Raw genomic sequence first — 19,049 nt, 5'->3', positions numbered from 1 at the left:
ACAAGATGAGTCAGCGAGGCAAATTCTTCAATTTTGGCATGCTTTTCAAGCCTTATTCTAGCGGGGGCGGATGGTTATTTGCTATTTATCTGATCTAGGGGAAGAAATTAGATTGACGACTAGCAACTCATGCAGCAAACAAGGCATTGAACCCGCCTGATGATGATCGACCCATACACCCACGCTCAGCATTTCGTCCGACACAATGCCGCCATAAAATTGAGATTCTAAAACACAACTTCAGAATAAACGAAAAGCATGCCTCTAAGCTAGATCATCTCATACTTCTGGGTTGGGAAAGTAAAAATATCAGGGTCAAGTGTATAAAACTGGGGATGTCTAGAAGAGCAATTGTAGGCAATAGCAGCTGGGTATTCGTCAGCCACGTAAAAACCATTAATTGTCCATTCTCCGACTCCTGCCAATTTGGTAGTTTCTCGTTTATGTAATCCAGTAAGAGCAGGTACTTGAGGAAAAGTCTCATCAATACCGCTGCCAAATGCCTTTACAAGGGCTTCTTTCTTAGTCCATAACTCGTAAAAACGGACTAAAGGCTGCTCACCATCTTCAATGTACTTTCGTTCATGGATGCTGAAGCTGAAGGGAAGCACATCTGTAAAAGTAAAGTCAGATTTTACTTCTTCTATATCAATACCCACGCTAAACTTGCCAACAGCTACCAATATCCAGTTTCCAGAATGAGTAGCATTTATATGCCATCCGATATTATCTGATAATTCAGGTTTGTTTCTTAAACCTTTTGTCAGCCGAATTGCCAACGGGTTTTGGTTAGTGAATTTCCCGGCCAGAATTCTCAGAAGACTTCTTGTATAAAGCGAACGCAAACGGTCATCTCTACGATGGTATCGCCAACTTCGCTCAATTTCATCAGTGTGAAGCAATGCACACCAATCCGGTTCATGGGTTTTATCTTCCGCGTAATAAAATCTAAATACTGCTATATCATCTTTGTAAAAACAACTTGTCCAATCTAGCCATTTGACTGGCCCATGATCACTGCAAACAATCAAACAACTATCATGCATTACATTAATGCCCAAAGCGTTCATGGAAAAATATTAAGAAGACTGAAAAAAAAATCATGTACTCTTTAAGTCTTATGTCTAGACTGATGTGCACCTAATTTATTTGGACGGATATTAACTCGAAACCAAATGATGGCTTTACTATGAAAGCTGACAAATTTCATAGTAGAGCCATATTCTTTTTAACTGGCTCAATTTACGAGGTCAGAATAAAATCAACACACTATGCCAGCATTTGTTGATAAATACTGGCTAACTCTTTAGTAATAGTCGTAAGATTCAGTGTGGTGGCAGACATCTTAAAAGAAGATTCTGCCAAAGAATTTCTTACAGCCAGGTCAGAAATGCATTTGGTCAAGCAGTGAGACAAAGCACGGATGTCGCCGGGTTGGTAGATAAGCGCGTTTTGAGAATCAGTAAGCAAATCTGGAATTCCGCCCACAGGAGTAGTGATTACTGGCAGTCCATAGGAAAACGCATCAAGCATAGCCATTGGAAGCCCCTCGGCATAACTCGGCAGACAAAAAATGGATGACTGGCGGAACGCCATATCCTTACTAGAACCGCTTACCCAACCTAAAAACTCAACATTCGTATCAATCTGTAAGGTTTTCGCCAGTTGTTTGGCCGCTTCAATCTCACCGTTACCGGCGAAAACTAATTTCCAGTTAGGATGATCATCTTTCACGGCAGCGAAAGCCTTAATTAAATCCTGATAGCCTTTGCGTTGATTGACCGTTCCGGCGAATAAAATGGCATTCTGCCGCTCGATTAACATTGGCTTTACCTGTGTACAGGGGTTATATATGACCATTATTTTGTTAGTTAAATAGGGCCATTTATGGGCGATTTCTTCTCTCCAGTAATTAGATAATACAATAATCTTATCGGCATTTCGAAAAATGTATTTGTAAACAAAACTGACCCTACCATGAATGGTTGTGTTTGTGCTAAATGCGTGAAAATGCACAAGCAATTTTTTATGGAATAATTTCGTCAGAAACACAAATAATAATTTCCGAACGGCGGATACGGGTTCACTAAAATGGAGGTGAATCAAATTAGCCGACGGTAGGTGATAGAGAAAGATGAATAGTCCTTTAATCAAAATCCACAGCTTGGCTATCTTAGATCGGTCGATGTGAGTTTCAATCCAAACCATATTCCAATCTGTCCAAAGAGTCGATTGCCGATAAGCATTAATGACAGACGTAATACCACCCCGTGTCCGACTGCTGGTTGCAACGGTGACAACTTTATATTTTTTCATATTCTTTCAAATATTTCACCATAATTGCTGGAAATCCAGCAACGATCACATTGTCTGGAACATCACGTATAACGACGCTCCCTGCCGCAATGATGAGTACTATTGCCGTTTTGTCTAGTGTAGTAATCACTAATACTCCTTAAATAAATCATTTGTAAAATGAGCCGAATATAAATACCTATTAAGCATATTATTGATAGGTGAATTAACCTGTAAAGAGAGCTATCTCTTTCTTATGGAAGAATGAGACGAGCAATTCGGTGTCATTTCTGATCTCTTCTATTTTTTCTACCAGCACCCTTGTCAGGTCTTCCAAACTGAGGAACACCGTGTTCTTCAAATCCCTCTTCAGTTGGCTCCACAGCAACTCGACGGGGTTCAACTCTGGCTGTAGCCCGGCAGGGCTACCAGGTGAACCCTGCCCTTCTTGCGTGAGAGGAAGTCCTTGACCTCGTGGCAGCGGTGGATGGTCGCCCCATCCCAAATGACCATCAGGTTCTTGCGTCGGTACTTGCGACACAGGTATTCCAGAAAGCTGACTATCCCCTCGCCGTTGTATGACTTGTTCTGACCGCTCACGTACAGCCGCCCGTTGGGTGCCATCGCGGCGATCACGCGGCTTCGGCCGTCCGATCATGTGCTCCTTACCTGTCTTTTCCTCGATGACGGGCGTCCGGCCCCTCGGCGCCCAGGTGCGGCTGACAAAGGGAAGCAGCTAAAACCCTGATTCATCGACACATAGGATGACCCGATTCTCATCCTCAGCTTTTTTTTAGTCCTGGAAGTACCTCATCCCGCCACTGCTCGACCTTCTGCTTATCTTGCTGTCGAGCTTTCTTGACAGGCTTCTGTAAACTCCATCCCAGTTTTTTCAGGATACGGCCCACTTGGGTCGGGTCATAGCTCACATCGAACATTCTTTCAATCAACGAATTAACTCGCTGTCGGGTCCATACCTCTCCGCTAAACCCGTGGTACTGTGCTCCCCTTTTGAGTTCCTCCACCAGCTTTTCCAATTGATCGGCAGTCAAACGGGGTGGGGCACCCGTAGCCTTGCGGGCCAAAAGACCCGGCGCACCTGATTCTCGGTACTTCTTTAAAGTTTGGCTGACCCAGCCTTCGGTTAGCCCAAGGGCGACCGATATGTCCTTCTGACGCCAGCCGGCTTCTTTCATCTCTATGCAGCGCTTCCGGAAGGCTTCGTAATCAGATGGTTTGTATTTTGCTTTCATAATTGCAATTTACAAACTTTATGTATTTATTCACTAATCAATAATCATTTTTTTTAAAAATTAACTAATATGGAAAGTAAATATAAAATGCCACTTTCGGTATTATTTCTTAAAAGTATTTTCCAGACAATAGCGGGCTTTGCATACAGTTTATTAGTCAAATAACTTGTTCAGTTTACCGTCCCCTCCCCCTGTTTTCTTAGGGCATATTAGCATCAAATAGGATAGGTTTATAAACGATAGGTTTCTTTTTTTTGGGGAAAAAGAAAAACGTACCCGCTAGCTCCTGTATGTCACGGAGCAGGAAATATAAGAAGTAATTAAAAAAGCTATGATTGACGCTGATCCGTTGAAAAGTAGATTTCGCAGAAATTAATAAAAGGTAGGGGAAAAGCCCAATAGGCCCTGTAAATAAAATTAAGCATAAGCATAAAAAGAAACAAATGCAGGAATAACTATTTCTAATAAAAACTTTCCAGAAGTGGGGATTTAGAAAGTGCTCCCGGTTTAGCAATCCAACAAACAGAAAATCGCCACTCCTCATCATTCTTTTCATCCGGCCCACATCAATATAACTTACCGTATGATGGTTAACAAAGACTGCATTCAGGCGTTTAAGCAAAATATTTTTTTGGGCCAAGCGAAGACCAAAATCATAATCTTCACACATCTTATAACGAATATTCATGCCGCTTACAGATTGAAACGTCTCTTTGGTGATGGCGAACAATCCTCCAACAACGGATTCAGTCTTTTCCTCACTTAGCATATTGCCAAAATAGGGTGCTTTGGTAATAAATTGAAACGTATTATTTTTATAGAAATAATTAATTAAATCACCGGAAACATAATCATATTTTGGCTGCCCCAAAGAATCCAATAAACGGCTCTTTAAAAATTCTGGTTGGATTTCCATATCTCCATCCAGAAAAATCAAGTAGTCTCCTTTCGCTTCCTGCGCACCTACATTTCTGGCTACGGCCGCGTTATAGTTTTCCTCAATCCTGAAAACCTGAACAGAAGTATATCGTTTTATAATCTCGAGCGTATTATCCGTTGATGAAGAATCTATATACAATATCTCATAATCGGATAAAGCCGCGTATTGCACCGATTGAAACAAACTATTGAAACAAATTTCGGCAGTCAATCCAATATTTCTTCCGATAACAATGAAGGAGATCATACAGGCTGATAAGGTTGAGAAACTTTCACAAAGTTTATGTGATAGCTGGTGATAGCGAATAAAAACAGAATCCAGTAAAGATTATTTTGCTTCACTAAATTACCCTCAAAAAAATTATAGATCAACTGTAAAAACAAAAATGTAAATCCCCAGAGATATTCCTCTTTTCGGTGGATAAAAAAATTGTTAAAAAAAATTACTAAGTAAGTCAGCATAATAAACAAAAATAATAACAAGCCAATAATACCTAGATCAAGTGCAAGGTCTAAATACCCATTGTGTGCTGTGTCATAAATCAATTCAAGTGCTGCATTTATCTTACCAGATTCTCCCATTTCTCCTAACCAAAAAGCGCCATATCCGTAGCCTATCAATGGTTTCTGCATGATACTTGTTATAACCATATCCCAGAGTCCGACACGACCAGTAAATGTAAAATCTTTACCAGTCAATTCTACCACGAAATTTTCCGCTGAAGCACCGATCAAGACTATCGTAATCATTAAGATAAATACCAGCACAAAAACTACATATTGAATTTTTACCGACTTATGTATAAACTGTTGTAAGAACGGAAATATAAACCCAAGAGGTAAAAGAATCAGAGACGTTGTGGAGCGTGATAAGATGATCAGTACAACCGCTAGGCTTAAACCCAACAAGATTAGTATATTCTTATTCAAACGCCATAACGCCAGATTAATAATGGCGTTTCCGAGCATAACCTGACCTAACGAATTTTTATGTGTATACAAACCTCGCCAAGCTCCTTGCAACTCGGGCGACTCATCATGCATAATGCCCTGATCGGGTAATGCAAGGCCGTAGAAGAGACTTCCTATCGCAGCAAATCCTAGGGCTAGGGACGTTAATTTGAGTAGCATTGGTAGGTCAAAGCGGCACATTAAATAAAAGGCAAACAATGACGGCCCCCAAATACCAGCTGTTCTCCGCAAGGTAACATCAGGCTCTTGACTCCAACTGACCGAAGCTGTCAAGTAAAGAATAAAGGCAAGAATCAGTGGGTTAAAACCAAGTATGGTCGGAAGGGCGCGGGTTCGAAGAACCAATAAAATAAGCGTTATGCCGTAGATGCTAAACCACAGTATTTGAAAAGCGGGGTTACCCGCACTGACGTCAATAGCATCAACCGTGTCAATCAAGAAAAATCGCTGTACTGCGCCACTAAAACAGAACAGTCCGGCGATGGCGAAGATCTTTTCCCATAGTGAAGGTAATGTGTCAGCTTTAATCATAGTGATTTACCGGATAATAAGCCGATGAGCATCCGACGATCGACCAGACGGAAAATAAGCAACAGCGTAGTGTAACACAATACGCCAAAAATTACCAATACTGGTATCTGGTACGATGGCGGGCAGTAATGTTTAAGATAATTAACCGCCAGAGCCATAAGACCCGCTGCTAGCACAATTAGGCCGGTCTTCCTCCAGGGTATCGGTAAAACGTATGAACGTCGGCTTAAAAAGAAACTGATTATCAGCACTAAAGAGTCACACACAATCGTGGAATATAAAGCGCCTGTGATGCCATGTGTGGGTATCCACCAGAAATTCAGACCAATATGAATCACAGCTGCTATTGCGACGGGCCAAATTTGCAAATAGGTTTTCCGGCCAAGTTGGAAGGTCTGAACAAAATAGAACCCATACAAGCCTGACACCACTGCCGACAGCGACGACAGGGGAATAATTCGGGCTACTTGATCAATGTACTCCAGACCAAAAAACAGCCGGGCTATGGGATCAGCTAAAGCTGAAACACCGAAAGCAATGGGAGCAGTGATGCCAATTAACAATAGAAAATTGGTTTCAAGTATAGCATTTGCAGCAATGGGGCCCTCCTGATCGAGCGTGCGAATAACGAAAGGGTAAAACGCCAAATTAATAGCTTGCATTACTACCCAAGTGCTTTGCCTGGCTAATTCATAACCGACTGAATAATAACCCGTATCAGCTTTACCAATATAATAAGAAATAAAATAGCGGTCGGATAAATTGAGGATGCAACCGAAAGCGAAAGAAACCGTAAAAGGTAACCCATATCGTAGGAATTCTTTATTTAGCGTCGGCTGTAAAGAACGAATACTTGAAAATAACTGAGTCAGAAAAGTACGAGCACCTAGACTAAGAATAAGAAGGTTTGCTGTGACAAGTCCAAGTAATACACCCAAAATACTGAGATGATGCCACACCAACAGCGAACCAACACTAAGGGCAATTAATCCCTTCAGAACTCCATAGATAGAATATCTGCCTGGTGAAAGACGAGCCCGAAGGAACTCCAGCACCAACTCAAATAATGCATCTGACCATAGCAGTATTAGCCCTGTCAGGACAAGTGTTTTAGATATACCTTCTCTCTCTCCCAAAACTATAGCTGGCAATACCACCAAACCTGTTAGAAGACAGGATGCTAAATAGCCAATGGCTGAACTGGCATACAGCGGTTCAGGATCATTGACGCGTGTTGGCAGAAAGCGGAGAAGTGACACACGCTGCCAGAAATAGAACAGCATACTCATCATAGCGACAGTAGCAGCAATGAGCGCATAGCCACCATATTCCTTGGGTGACAGGATCCGTGTATAAATTGAAACGGTCAAAAAACTTAACAGGCCCGACACGACGCGCCCCGCTAAGTAGACCATACTGTGTGCTCTAAACATTAATTGAACTCTGTTGGGAACAACGTGAGGGTAACTCCATATACAAGGGGAGGCTATATGGCATTAACGTTTCCTTTTGCCATGCTTGTGATGGTCCACCAGCATATAGCTATGTCAAGTGCTAAACTGCGGTGTTTTAGATAGAAAAGATCATACTTCACACGATGCTTCATTTTCAAAGGGTGATCTGTTAAGCCACGGACACCTTTTGCCTGAGCTAATCCCGTCATACCGGGATGAATTTGATACCGCTTTTCATAGTCTGGAATTTCATAACAAAACTGAGCATCCAACGGCAATGGATGAGGCCGAGGACCAATTAGACTCATATCGCCCCTCAAAACATTCAAAAATTGAGGTAGCTCGTCCAAATTGCTTTTTCTTAGCCACCTACCGATTGGCGTTACCCGCGGATCATTTCTTCTGGCTTGCTTAAAGTCGCCTGGGCCATAGACATACATCGATCTAAACTTATAACAATAGAAAATTCGACCATTAAGTCCTGTTCGAAACTGCTTAAAAAAAATAGGACCGGGTGAACTGCAATAAACAAGTATACTAAGAATCGGCACCAACCAGCTTAACAAGAAAATAAACAGGATAATCACTACTACCAAGTCAAATAATCGTTTTGTAAAATGATCATAGGTGACTTTTGAAGAAAGAACTATATTGTTCGGCTCAATATAGGCTCTCTCTAGTTCGGGATAGGTTAACATAAGCAATGAAATAAAGTGTGTGTTGACTGAATATTAAAACTTTGCTAAAAAAATTTACTCTAAACTTATGAGGAATAATAGTGTGCTTGTTCGGGTTTATAATTAAGGTGATATGATGCTTCCTCAGGCACATCGTTTAAAACGATCAAGGGCCTAGAGAACCTGTTTTCTAGGTTGATATAGTCAATTATTTGGAGACAATTTTTAGGTGTAATATCATGTCTGACAACGAACAGCGTTGTATCAGCAAACGGAGCCAGTAGTTGAACATCGGATATAATACTACTCGGTGTGGTATCAACTAGTACGAATGCAAATCGCTGCTTCAAAGCATTCAGTAATCTTGTTAATTTAGGATTACAAATCAGCTCATCGGGTGAGCTATCTACGAAACCACTGGATACTAAATACAGCTGGTCATAACCAGGAATCGGCTGAATAATAGCCTCGATTTCACATTCGCCTTTTAAATAATTACTGATTCCTAGCTTGTTAGATACGCCGAAATTTTTGTACAGTCTGGGACTGCGTAGATCCATTTCTACCAGTACAGTTGGAAAATTGGCCAAAGCCAAACTAGCCCCCAAATTTTGTGAAAGCATTGTTTTTTCTTCTCCACTGATGATGGACGTTATTAACAAAACTAAACCTTGAGAAGATTGACTTTGCATCAAAAGGAGATTAACCCTCAAGCCTTGTATCTGCTCAGAAATAGAAGATTGATGCATACTGCTGACGACCAGCGATTGAGCTAATGGATCTTGTATAATTTCGCCTGAAATGGGAACAGCTATTTGCTGCTCAATACCTTTTTGCTTACCAAAAATTTTCTTCCCGGCAATAACTCCCAAAGGACAAGAGAGCCCGACTAAAATAAAAAAGCCCAAAATCTTAATTTTTACAGGTTTAATTGGATCACTAGTCGATTTTGGTGGGTCAATAATAAGGTTATCGGAAAAAGCTGCCCCCAGTGAAAGTGCCATCTCTTCCCGCTTTTTCAGCATGTATGTGTATAATTCATTCTTGATAGTTTGCTGCCGGGTTATATCAATCAATGCTCGTTCTTGTTGAGGTATAGTACGAATCTGAGACTCTAACACCGCATTTCTATTTTGCAATTGCTGTTTTGAGCTGTTAAGCATCGTGCGCATTGTTTGAATATTTTCCTGAATACTCAAGCGTCTTGCATTTATTTGATTTGTTAATTTATTTACTAAGAAGTTTTGGTCAGAGGTGAGCTTTTCAAGTTCAGTGCGTTCTTGCTCAAGCTGATTCAGTCGTTCAACCGAGCCAATCAATGCCTGGTCCTGCAATCCTAGGGTGGAGGGAGAAATGCTACGTTTCCCCGCTTGATTTTTCATATATTTTTCAAGATCGTCAAGGGTGGCAAGCTGAATCATAACCTGATTGACCTGTGTGTCATTATCCTGTGCGGTTTTTAAGAGATTATCCGCCTGATTGCTTAAATCCGTTATCTTCTGGGTTGATTTATAGGACTCTACTTGATTTTCAACTCGAACCACTTCGGCTGATAGATCTTTAATGCGCTGGTCAATGAAATGGAGTGTGGTAGCCGCTAGTTCATTTTTTTCCAATATGGAAGCTTGCGTATACTCCCTAAGAAGCTGCGTTAAGACAGCCTCTCCTCTGGTGGGTAAAACGTCCTCGATTGTTAATTGAACAACAGTAGAGTTTTTGTCCGCAGGTTCAACTTTCAGTTCTTTCAACAATTGTTCGACCCGCTGTTTAATTGGCACAAATCGTAACTTGAATAGCTGATTTTTATTAGTCAGTGGTTGTTTGGGAGTAACAAGGAGCATACCATATGCAGTTAAAATCGGCTTTCCAACCGGATACTCTATGTTATCAATACGCATTGTACTAGGAGTCGGAAAAGAAATTTCTAAATCTTTAGAATATAAAAGTGGAGTAGCTTTAATGTACTTAATGTCGAAAGGAACAGTTTCGAAGATCTCCCAATTTCCTAACTGTTTCGGTTCATAGTAACGAACCGTAAGGTTCAGTTTCTCAACAACCCGCTTCATCAGGATAGATGAGTACAAAACCTCTATTTCATTCTCGATATTTTTTTTTGTCAACAAAGCTGAGCCCTCATTCTGTGTATTAATTTCCTCGATTCCTTTTTGCTGGTCTTTAATTAATAATTTGGCAGAGACTTGGTATATTGGCTGTTTATAAACAAAATATGAGTAGCATAGCCCCATTGAAATGACCAGCGCCACTAGAAACCAAGGCCATTTTTGGAATGACTGCCTCAAAAGATCTTGGAGAAAGAAGCTTTCAGGTGCTTGATATTGATGGATAACTACCGGTGGACGAGTCATTGGGAAAATATTATTTTAATTAAAACCTAGTAAAAAATATGGCCAGAGAAGTGAGTGTACCGACAATGAGCGGTGCAATCACATAAATACGATCTGTACTGGCAAGTCGATTTTTACTTGGCTCAACGTAGACAACATCATTTGAATGCAGGTAGTAGTAGGATGAGCGAAAAAAATCACGCTTTGTCATATCAATTTTAGTAAAGGTTTTATGACCGTTCTCCTCCCGAATTACCATTACATTCGTTCTTCGACCATAAATAGTGATATCGCCGGCCAGCCCTAATGCTTCGGGCAGGGTAATTTGTTCGCTGTTGATGGGAAAAAAACCTGGACGAGCCACTTCTCCCAATACTGAGATTCGGAAGTTCTGATTTCGAACGCTCACGCTCAACTCATTGAATTGTGGCTTTAACTTATCCTGAATGAGCGTTTCTGCCAGCGAATTAGTTAGCCCATTCACTTCTACTTTTCCAATTACTGGAATAGTGATATATCCGTCATGGTCAACCCGATAGCCTCTCCCTGTTGAAGATGAATTTGGTAAATTGCCCTGCTCACTTTGGGAAGCGGGGGCATAGGAATTAAACAGTGCAGAAGCCTGCGTGCTAAGGGTATTGATTTGAATCGACAGATTATCACCTACTTTAATAGTCTGTTCATACACGGGTGGCAAACTAAGTGTGTTCTCTCTTTGATTTGCTGACTGAAACATTATTACACTTTTTGGAGAGCTGCAATTCATTAAAACAGACGAGGTGATTACAAACCCTATCAACCTTATTAGTTTTCTCATGGATATGTCTCAATATTTGAAATATTTGTAAGATTTCACTTTGGTAAAAACGTAGGACAATCACTTGTTCATTAAATGTCCACGTAGGAAATAAAAAACAAATAGAGTATTCGTTGTAAAGTACCTTCGGAATAGTCGGGTCGGCTCTTGGCTAAGACGAAAGAGCCACTCTAAGCCAAATCTTTGCATCCAATTAGGAGCACGGGAAAATTTACCAGCCAAAACCGGCAACGCTCCCCCAATTCCTAATAAAACAGCAGGAATACGGTGTCGCATTCGGGAAATCCATACTTCTTGCCGAGGGCATCCAAGCGCAACGAAAACCAACTGCGCTCCAGAATCAACGATTCGTTTAACGTCAAGGTCTTCTTCTTCGGATGTAAGTGCACGGAAAGGTGGGGAATAAGTACCAGCGATCTTTAATGAAGGAAATTTTTGCTGGCAGGTGTGGAGTGTAGCCTGTAGAACATCAGTAGTACTACCATAAAAATAAACAGATAAATCCTCCTCACAAGCTCGATCTAACAGATCCGGTAAGAAATCTAAACCTGTTACACGTTCCTGTTTACGCTGGTAGATCGCCCGAATTGCCCAGACCAGTGGAACCCCGTCTGCAACCACCCAGGTCGCATTATTTACACAGTCGGCTAGATACTTATTTTGGGTTGCCTCAACAACCATATGAACATTAGCAAAGCAAATGCTGCTACTACGCTTTTCGCGAGCGGCGGCTATTACTTCTTCCTGGATCTGGTGGTATGAACCCGCATTTATATGAAGGCATACCACCCTAGATCGAGACAAATTGTTCTCGAGGGCAGTAGAATGAAGATTGTAATACATTTTTAGTGTGTGTATTTGTAAAGTTACCAACTTTTAGAAATATTCCAAAAAGATGAGTAACGTATTGCCATAATATACCTATTTGTTCGATAGGCTACTCCTAATAGCGAAAAAAAGTTATATGACTGTTAGTTAAGTAAGCGGTCACTCTTTTAAAGAGTTTTACTTACCATATGCGTTCTACAAAATGGTAACGATTAAAATATTGAACCTGTTTAAATTTATTTATGAGTTTCGAGAATTCTTTTCAAGAAAATGATTATAAACCCAAAATAATGCTATCACAACCAGTCGTGGGCTTAGTTTTCCTAACGCATAGGCAGCGACTTGAATGCATAAAGCCCGGTATTGGCTGTTTCAATGACAAGTTGGCCACCACATAACTCATTGTCAGATAAATACTTACACTTCACTCCGTTACTATTGTTGGGAGCTTTGTTTAAGCTTGACGTTTTAGAGCTTTTTTTCATAAGACAGCACAAATCTTAAACAGCTTCAATAGGTAATGACTCGGATGCGCTAAAAAAGACTTACGCATTGGTTGGCATTAGAGATTATCGCTTGAGTCCTTTTTTCAGATAGTATATCTTAATTATGAACATAACTAATGCCTAGTAGGGGTACCTTTCACTTCGGGCAAGGCCGAGTCGAGTGCTATCGAGCTGGTGCCCACGCAGGTAACACCCGTCAACAGAGCAGCGGATAAAATTTTTAAGCGCATAAGTTTTGTTGACATAGGTGAAATAATATTGAAATGACTTCAGTCAGCGAAGTACCTTAGCAGTTGCCTCTTTCTTCTGCAAAGTACCTTCTATGTTAGCTTAAAAAAAATACCTTATACCAAGTATTTTTGGGCCTATTGCGCCTATAATTTGTATCTGATTTACGGACCCGCCTTACTTTGTGCCTATTCCTTAGGGAATAGTACTTGTAATTGAGCCGATTTAAAATTACGCGATTCTCATCAGCCAGCAGTCGCCCTTCGGTATAAGCCGTGATTAGAACTATTTCTTAAAAACAATAGATTAATCCACGATTAATACGGTTTTATATCAGGATAGTCCTTCGTGCTAAGCCTTCATTGGCTACTTCCTTTACTTTATTAGGATTTTATGGCCCGAGATATAACCGTTTTGCATCCGAATCTCTATCAATAAAATAACTGGAATTCTTATGTGTGGTAAGGCTAAGTTCACATGACTCTCTTTAACGGCGTACCTCGAGAGCTCCTGTCCGTTTTCGCTATAGACAACTACCTCATTAAATATTTGATCAGAATCAATAGTAACCGTACGTGTATCACCTACTGGATTGGGGAAAATCAAAACACTGGGCTTCATCGCTTGTGGAGTAGACCCGCCTGATAATCTACCCGAATACTCATAGGCTCCAATGTCAGGCACGTTGCCTACGGGGCGTTTTCTTCTCGAATAGTCAAATGAATTTGTCAGTTGCGATGAGCCTGCATTAATGGCTGGGCTACCAGCACTCAATCGAAAATCGGATGTTAGTTGCGAACCGGCATTTAAGAACTTGGGGTCTGCAATGAGACAAGTAGTATTGAAGAAGCTGGCATCGCCGCCTCCGAAGTGAAGGTTATTACCATATTCAATCATCTGGTTCTCTTCACCAGTATTAATCTTTTTACCAGGAAGGGATACTAGAATATTATTAAAAATTCGGATGTCATCACTATGATTCGCCAGAATTTGTCCAACATTGATGGCATCGCTTTGATTGTTCCAGTATGTCGTGTTATGCACCACATCCACATGCTTACTCAGAAAAAGCAGAATACCTGCTCCCCCATTGTGCCATACGATATTGTTTTCGATCAGCGTCCGGCCATTATAAGGTCCAATTTTCGAGTCATTTTGTTGGTTTTGATTGTCATCAATAATAATACCGTTACCATCTGTTATTTGGCAATTTCCTGCTGGCCAGGGCACTTCCTGTCGATTGTTAAAGCAAATATTGCGTCGAATAACATTATGGTACCCTGCTTGCATGTCAAAATTCCATAACTGATAAAGTGTAATACCACTGGTGGCGTATATACTGTACCAACAATTATTATAGACAGTATTATCCTCGATTGTTAAATAGTCGGCCTGATTCACCCCTATTGCTGCCCCGCCGCAATGATGGATGTTGTTATGGGTAAAAACCAGATGATGGGGATGCTCACCGATACGGCCGTCGACGCCAATACCGTAGCCATTGAACCGTGGATCAGGATTTGACTTGCTAGAGTCGTTGCAACTCCCAGGCTGGTTTAGTGCCTCTGTGAGCGTAAGTGCTGTAGAATACCCTTCAATTTCAAACCCGGTAATTCTGATATAGCTTGCGCCGTTGAGTATATAAAAACCCTGCCATCCTGTGAAATGTACCTTAGGCCTATGTCCGGGATAATTCATATATACAATGTAGGCAGATGATGTACCGCTCCGCGTCAACTCGGCAACTGCACAATTCGAGCACTCATTTGTGTACACTCCACTCATGACAAACACCGTATCGCCGGGAGCGGTTAGATCGGCCGCCGCTTGAATGGTTTGTTTGGGCGTGTTCGTTGAGAGCCCTGCATTGCGGTTATCTCCCGCCGGACTAACAAAATAATTAGTAGCCCAGCACCAGGGATAAGATGATAATACCAACAAAGCACAAAGAACTAACTGCTTCATGTCCTAGAATCTAATTCTGAATAACGTCACTCTAGCTAGTGCCTGAATCGAATAAATTCGATTCAGGCACCGTCCTAAGAAATTTGGTTGCGTCCAAGAATGAATCAAATGGCCGGGCGAAACTGGAGTTACGCTCCTCACTCATACAACTCTCCAATCATGGAATAGGTGCTGAGTGTCGGCTTAAAGTCAGCCATTTCATTTCTCACTCACTTTCTCACTTTCGTTCAAAGCTGCTTGAATGATTCGAGCAGTTTCTTGGTCGTTCGGCGCATGAAACATTGTGTTATGATTGCCAGGCACCTCATAAACCGTCACTCCTTTAAGTGCATATTTTTTCCAACCCAAAAAAGCAAAATCCATGACAAAGTAGGAGCGTTTTCGAGCCCGGAACAAAGTAACGTGACCATCAAAAGGCCTGATAATGTGCTTTTCATACGCTTTTTCCAAATTTGCCTTAATAGGGGCTAAATAATACAACATATCGTCCGGCTTCGATTTTTCCCGCAGACCAATGGCCTCTAAAATTTCAGTTATTTTTCGTCTGTAAAACTTCTTCTGATAGGCAATCGTATGCGCAGGATCGTGTATAAATGAACGAATCACCCATATTAGCTTGGGAAACTGCCGCCGGATGCGTTTGTAAAGATTACTGGCATCCAGCAAATGCGAGGTCACAATTTCCGTGTCCGTATCTAAGATGCCCAGCAGACGAATTTCCTTATCCATTGCGTAAAGGATTCGTGCCATTTCTACGGCAATGTAGCCCCCGAAGGAGTAACCGGCCAGTGCATAGGGGCCTGTCGGATTCTGTTCAAGCAGTTCACTGACGTAAAAAGCAGCCATGTCTTCCATATTATCCAATGGCTCGTCCTGCCCGTCGAGCCCCAGCGCCTGGAAACCATATACTGGCTGATCTGAGTCCATTTTATTGGCTACACTATTGAAATTCAATACATTCAATCCATCACCATGGACGAAGTAGATCGGCATTTTGTTACCTGTGGGCTTTATAGGTACCAGCGATTTCCAGGATGTTGCTTTTTTATCAGTTTGCAGCAGGGCAGCTAGTTTCGAGATGGTTGGATACTCGAAAAGTGTGGAAAGTGGCAGCCGTTTCCCGGTTTCTTGCTCGATTCGGGTCATGACCTGCACGGCAATCAGCGAATGTCCACCAAGCTCAAAAAAATCGTCAGTATCGTTGATTGTTTCTAGTCCGAGAACATCCGACCAAATGGCCGCTACCAATTCTTCTTCTTTCGTCTGTGGCCGAACGACTACCGGAGCCGCCAATTGGCTTTCATTTTCCGGTTTAGGTAATGCCTTCCTATCAATTTTCCCATTGGGCGTAAGTGGTAGTTGGGGTAACAGGACGAACTCACTCGGCACCATGTAATCCGGCAAAAAATCCTTCACTTGCTGTTTCCAACGTTTGCGCCATTCGGAGAATTCCCTCTCACCAGGGGTAGTTTTTGGCACTACATACGCGACCAGATGCGGATAGCCGGGCCGATCCTCACGGGCTACCACCACGGCGTCTTTAATATCGCTACTCTTCAATAGAGCATGGTCAATCTCACCAAGTTCAATACGATACCCTCTAATCTTGACTTGCTGATCTATTCGGCCCAAACAATGAATCTCCCCAGTGGCCGTCCATTTGCCTAAATCGCCGGTGCGATAAAGTAATCCATCGCCAAACTGGTTTTTAACAAACTTTTCAGTATTCAGTTCGGGCCGGTTATGGTATCCACGCGCCACGCCCGCCCCGGCAATGGTAATTTCGCCTACCGATCCAATGCCTAGCTGGTTTCCGGCATCATCCAGAATGTACACTTGGGTATTATGAATGGGCCGCCCAATCGTAATTAAATTGTCAGAGGGGAGGATTTGCTTTCCCGTTGAATAAATGGTTGTCTCCGTTGGGCCGTACATGTTCCACAGCGAAGCACATCGAGCCATCAGCTTTTGGGCCAAATCTTTCGCCAATGGTTCTCCACAACACAGTACCTTCAGCGGCAGGGGCGTATCCCAGCCAGCCGCCAGCATCATTTTGTAGGTCGCGGGCGTAGCCTGAATAATTGAGATCTTTTCTTTTTTAATGATTTCCAGCAGCAGACGACCATCGCGGGTTGTTTCGGTATCAGCGAGTACGAGCGTCGCGCCGACCAAGAGGGGTAGAAACAATTCCAAAACGGCAATGTCAAATGATATCGTAGTAACCCCAAGCAAACGGTCGCCCGGTGTAATACCTGGCCAATCGATTATGCTCGTTAACAAATTGACAACGTTATGATGCTCGATCAATACCCCCTTAGGCCTACCCGTTGAGCCAGAAGTATACAAGATATAGGCTAAATCGTTACTTCCAGCGGCTATAGCTGGCTCACTTATGTTTAACCTGGACGATTCGGCCAATGCTTTTTCCACCTCGATTTCCACGACTGACATATTCAATCGACCAGCGTATTTTTGAGAAGTAATGACCATTCGGGCCGACGAATCGGTCAACATGTAGGCAATCCGGTCGTGTGGATAGGACGGGTCAAGAGGTAGGTAAGCCGCTCCAGCTTTCAGGATGGCCAGCAGCGAAATCAGCATTTCGGGCGAACGGTCGAGGGCTACCCCAACGATGTCGCCTCTTTGGATGCCTTGCTTAATAAAATACGTTGCTAACTGATTCGCTGTTTCATGCAAATACCGGTATGTCAGCTTCTGGTGCTGAAATTCAAGAGCGGTTTTTTCCGGAAACTGTGCTGCGGTTTGAGCCAGCAGTCGATGGAGTGGCTGTTGTGGCGAAGCAGGTATTGGTTCCTGCTGAGCCGGGGCCTCCACGGGCTTATTGGTCACTGACCATTGCAAGGTATTGACGCTTATTAATGGATTTGCAATGACCTCACGGAGCAGGTTTTCAAACCCAGCCATCATCGCACGAATGGTTTCAGGTTTGAATAACTGGGTATTATATGACCATTCCAAAGTCAACGACTTCTCAGAACCGGACGCGTTTACAAATAATTCAAAATTTTCATATGCCCGTGGGTTACTCATAAGTTGGTAAGTCAACCCATGAAAACTGACGCCATCAGACAAACCCATATCGACATTGAAAATTACCGGTACCAGCGGTATCCGTGACGATTCGCGGGCGATAGCAAGTTTTTTCAATAAACTACCAAATGTCAGCCGTTGGTGATCGTAGGCATCAATTAACTCGGACTTACGTTGCTTTAGAAAATCTATAAACCGAATTCCTTCCGGCAGGTGCGAACGCAGGGGTAGCAAATTAACACAATGTCCAACAAGCCGGTAGTCACCCGTGACAGATTGCCCCGCTGCTGGTAATCCAATGCTGATCGTATCCTGACCGGTCAAGCGGTGCAGCCATACGTCAAAAATCGTGACTAACGTGGTGACGAAACTACATCCGGCTTCGCGGCCCCTATTTTTTAGGGCAGATACCAGCGTTTCGTCCAGATCAAAGTCTAATCGATGACTTTTGTAGGTACGGACGCGAGGGCGTGGGAAATCAGTCGGCACGTCGACCACTGGAACGCCTTGTTTGTATAAGTCGAGCCAGAACTTTTGAATCTGCGCGTATTGCGGACTTTGTTCAAATGAAATCTGTGCCTCAGCAAATTCTCCAAACAGAACCGGTTCAGGCAAATTAACGAATTGATTCTGAACGTTTGCTGAATATAATGTACCCAAATCCTGCATTAATATACCCATCGACCAACCATCACAGATGATGTGATGGGCGGTCAAGATCAGATACGAATCGTCCGCTGAAACCATCAACAAAGCCGCTTTGAATAAAGGCCCATGCAGCAGATCGAAGCAATATTCGGCCTCCTGCCGGAGATAGTGGGCCACGGCTTGGGCCTGTTCAGTAGGTGGTTTTACAGAATAATCTTCGAATTGCACCTGGACAGGCAGGTCGCGAAAGATAATCATCTGCCGACCATCGGCACTGAAAGCGGAGCGGAGCGACTCATGTCGCCTGATGAGCTCTCGTACGGATTTTTCCAAGGCAGCCCGCTCGGGAACGCCCTGGAAGCGGAGAGAAACCGACTCGTTGTAGGCCCGGTTGGCATCTTCGCCGCCTAATGCGCAGGCCATCCAGATTTCCATCTGCGGCTCAGTAGTTGTCGTTAACCGACCTATCTCGGGGCCCTCAAATGGGTTAAATTCTAATGGAGTGGTGATTTCAGGTAAGAGGGAGTCGACCATAAGAGT

The 19,049-nt window shown here is 42.6% G+C and carries 13 protein-coding genes; all 13 read right to left on the bottom strand.

Translation table 11 applies throughout. The features are described from left to right. Nucleotides 1–269 precede the first annotated feature (269 nt). Entirely contained in the window at nt 270–1,070 is an 801-nt protein-coding gene (locus GBK04_RS22135) for a 4'-phosphopantetheinyl transferase family protein (protein ID WP_152763473.1), read from the bottom strand. 199 nt (nt 1,071–1,269) lie between these two features. Beyond that, nucleotides 1,270–2,316 (bottom strand): glycosyltransferase family 4 protein, encoded by a 1,047-nt coding sequence (locus GBK04_RS22130; protein WP_152763471.1) that lies wholly within the window; start codon nt 2,314–2,316, stop codon nt 1,270–1,272. Between the two features lie 378 nt (nt 2,317–2,694). Continuing rightward, nucleotides 2,695–2,919 (bottom strand): transposase, encoded by a 225-nt coding sequence (locus GBK04_RS30925; protein ID WP_373331214.1) that lies wholly within the window; start codon nt 2,917–2,919, stop codon nt 2,695–2,697. Between the two features lie 158 nt (nt 2,920–3,077). Further along, entirely contained in the window at nt 3,078–3,548 is a 471-nt protein-coding gene (locus GBK04_RS30920; RefSeq protein ID WP_373331213.1) for a helix-turn-helix domain-containing protein, read from the bottom strand. A 199-nt stretch (nt 3,549–3,747) separates the two neighbouring features. Next, a complete protein-coding gene (locus tag GBK04_RS22115) occupies nt 3,748–4,734 on the bottom strand; it encodes a glycosyltransferase family 2 protein (protein ID WP_152763469.1) in 987 nt (328 codons plus the stop codon). Further along, the gene (locus GBK04_RS22110; protein WP_152763467.1) at nt 4,731–5,990 is read right to left on the bottom strand and encodes an O-antigen ligase family protein; all 1,260 of its coding nucleotides are present in this window, start codon (nt 5,988–5,990) and stop codon (nt 4,731–4,733) included. Before GBK04_RS22110 ends, GBK04_RS22115 begins: the two co-directional genes overlap by 4 nt. Then, complete coding sequence (locus GBK04_RS22105; RefSeq protein ID WP_373331212.1) at nt 5,987–7,405, bottom strand: lipopolysaccharide biosynthesis protein; 1,419 nt, start codon at nt 7,403–7,405, stop codon at nt 5,987–5,989. Before GBK04_RS22105 ends, GBK04_RS22110 begins: the two co-directional genes overlap by 4 nt. 71 nt (nt 7,406–7,476) lie before the next feature. Continuing rightward, nucleotides 7,477–8,142: a sugar transferase gene (locus GBK04_RS22100; RefSeq protein ID WP_152763464.1), complete on the bottom strand. Its 666-nt coding sequence runs from the start codon at nt 8,140–8,142 to the stop codon at nt 7,477–7,479. A 65-nt stretch (nt 8,143–8,207) separates the two neighbouring features. Further along, nucleotides 8,208–10,487, bottom strand: coding sequence for a GumC family protein (locus GBK04_RS22095; RefSeq protein WP_152763462.1), 2,280 nt, complete (start codon nt 10,485–10,487; stop codon nt 8,208–8,210). A gap of 19 nt (nt 10,488–10,506) precedes the next feature. Beyond that, nucleotides 10,507–11,283, bottom strand: a complete 777-nt coding sequence (locus GBK04_RS22090) for a polysaccharide biosynthesis/export family protein (protein ID WP_373331211.1) — start codon at nt 11,281–11,283, stop codon at nt 10,507–10,509. A 60-nt stretch (nt 11,284–11,343) separates the two neighbouring features. After that, a complete protein-coding gene (locus tag GBK04_RS22085) occupies nt 11,344–12,126 on the bottom strand; it encodes a WecB/TagA/CpsF family glycosyltransferase (protein WP_152763460.1) in 783 nt (260 codons plus the stop codon). A 1,094-nt stretch (nt 12,127–13,220) separates the two neighbouring features. Further along, the gene (locus tag GBK04_RS22080; protein ID WP_152763458.1) at nt 13,221–14,810 is read right to left on the bottom strand and encodes a right-handed parallel beta-helix repeat-containing protein; all 1,590 of its coding nucleotides are present in this window, start codon (nt 14,808–14,810) and stop codon (nt 13,221–13,223) included. A gap of 198 nt (nt 14,811–15,008) precedes the next feature. Beyond that, entirely contained in the window at nt 15,009–19,043 is a 4,035-nt protein-coding gene (locus GBK04_RS22075; protein ID WP_152763455.1) for a non-ribosomal peptide synthetase, read from the bottom strand. Between the last annotated feature and the right edge of the window lie 6 nt (nt 19,044–19,049).

Source organism: Salmonirosea aquatica (assembly GCF_009296315.1).
Taxonomy (GTDB): Bacteria; Bacteroidota; Bacteroidia; order Cytophagales; family Spirosomataceae; genus Salmonirosea; species Salmonirosea aquatica.
Note: the sequence above shows the minus strand (reverse complement) of the source record. Positions and strands in the feature narration are given on the sequence as shown.

Coding starts and splice junctions, on each gene's coding strand:
- GBK04_RS22135 (WP_152763473.1), bottom strand. CDS start 1,070: ATGAACGCTTTGGGCATTAATGTAATGCATGATAGTTGTTTGATTGTT.
- GBK04_RS22130 (WP_152763471.1), bottom strand. CDS start 2,316: ATGAAAAAATATAAAGTTGTCACCGTTGCAACCAGCAGTCGGACACGG.
- GBK04_RS30920 (WP_373331213.1), bottom strand. CDS start 3,548: ATGAAAGCAAAATACAAACCATCTGATTACGAAGCCTTCCGGAAGCGC.
- GBK04_RS30925 (WP_373331214.1), bottom strand. CDS start 2,919: ATGGCACCCAACGGGCGGCTGTACGTGAGCGGTCAGAACAAGTCATAC.
- GBK04_RS22080 (WP_152763458.1), bottom strand. CDS start 14,810: ATGAAGCAGTTAGTTCTTTGTGCTTTGTTGGTATTATCATCTTATCCC.
- GBK04_RS22090 (WP_373331211.1), bottom strand. CDS start 11,283: ATGAGAAAACTAATAAGGTTGATAGGGTTTGTAATCACCTCGTCTGTT.
- GBK04_RS22110 (WP_152763467.1), bottom strand. CDS start 5,990: ATGATTAAAGCTGACACATTACCTTCACTATGGGAAAAGATCTTCGCC.
- GBK04_RS22115 (WP_152763469.1), bottom strand. CDS start 4,734: ATGATCTCCTTCATTGTTATCGGAAGAAATATTGGATTGACTGCCGAA.
- GBK04_RS22085 (WP_152763460.1), bottom strand. CDS start 12,126: ATGTATTACAATCTTCATTCTACTGCCCTCGAGAACAATTTGTCTCGA.
- GBK04_RS22075 (WP_152763455.1), bottom strand. CDS start 19,043: ATGGTCGACTCCCTCTTACCTGAAATCACCACTCCATTAGAATTTAAC.
- GBK04_RS22095 (WP_152763462.1), bottom strand. CDS start 10,487: ATGACTCGTCCACCGGTAGTTATCCATCAATATCAAGCACCTGAAAGC.
- GBK04_RS22105 (WP_373331212.1), bottom strand. CDS start 7,405: ATGGTCTACTTAGCGGGGCGCGTCGTGTCGGGCCTGTTAAGTTTTTTG.
- GBK04_RS22100 (WP_152763464.1), bottom strand. CDS start 8,142: ATGTTAACCTATCCCGAACTAGAGAGAGCCTATATTGAGCCGAACAAT.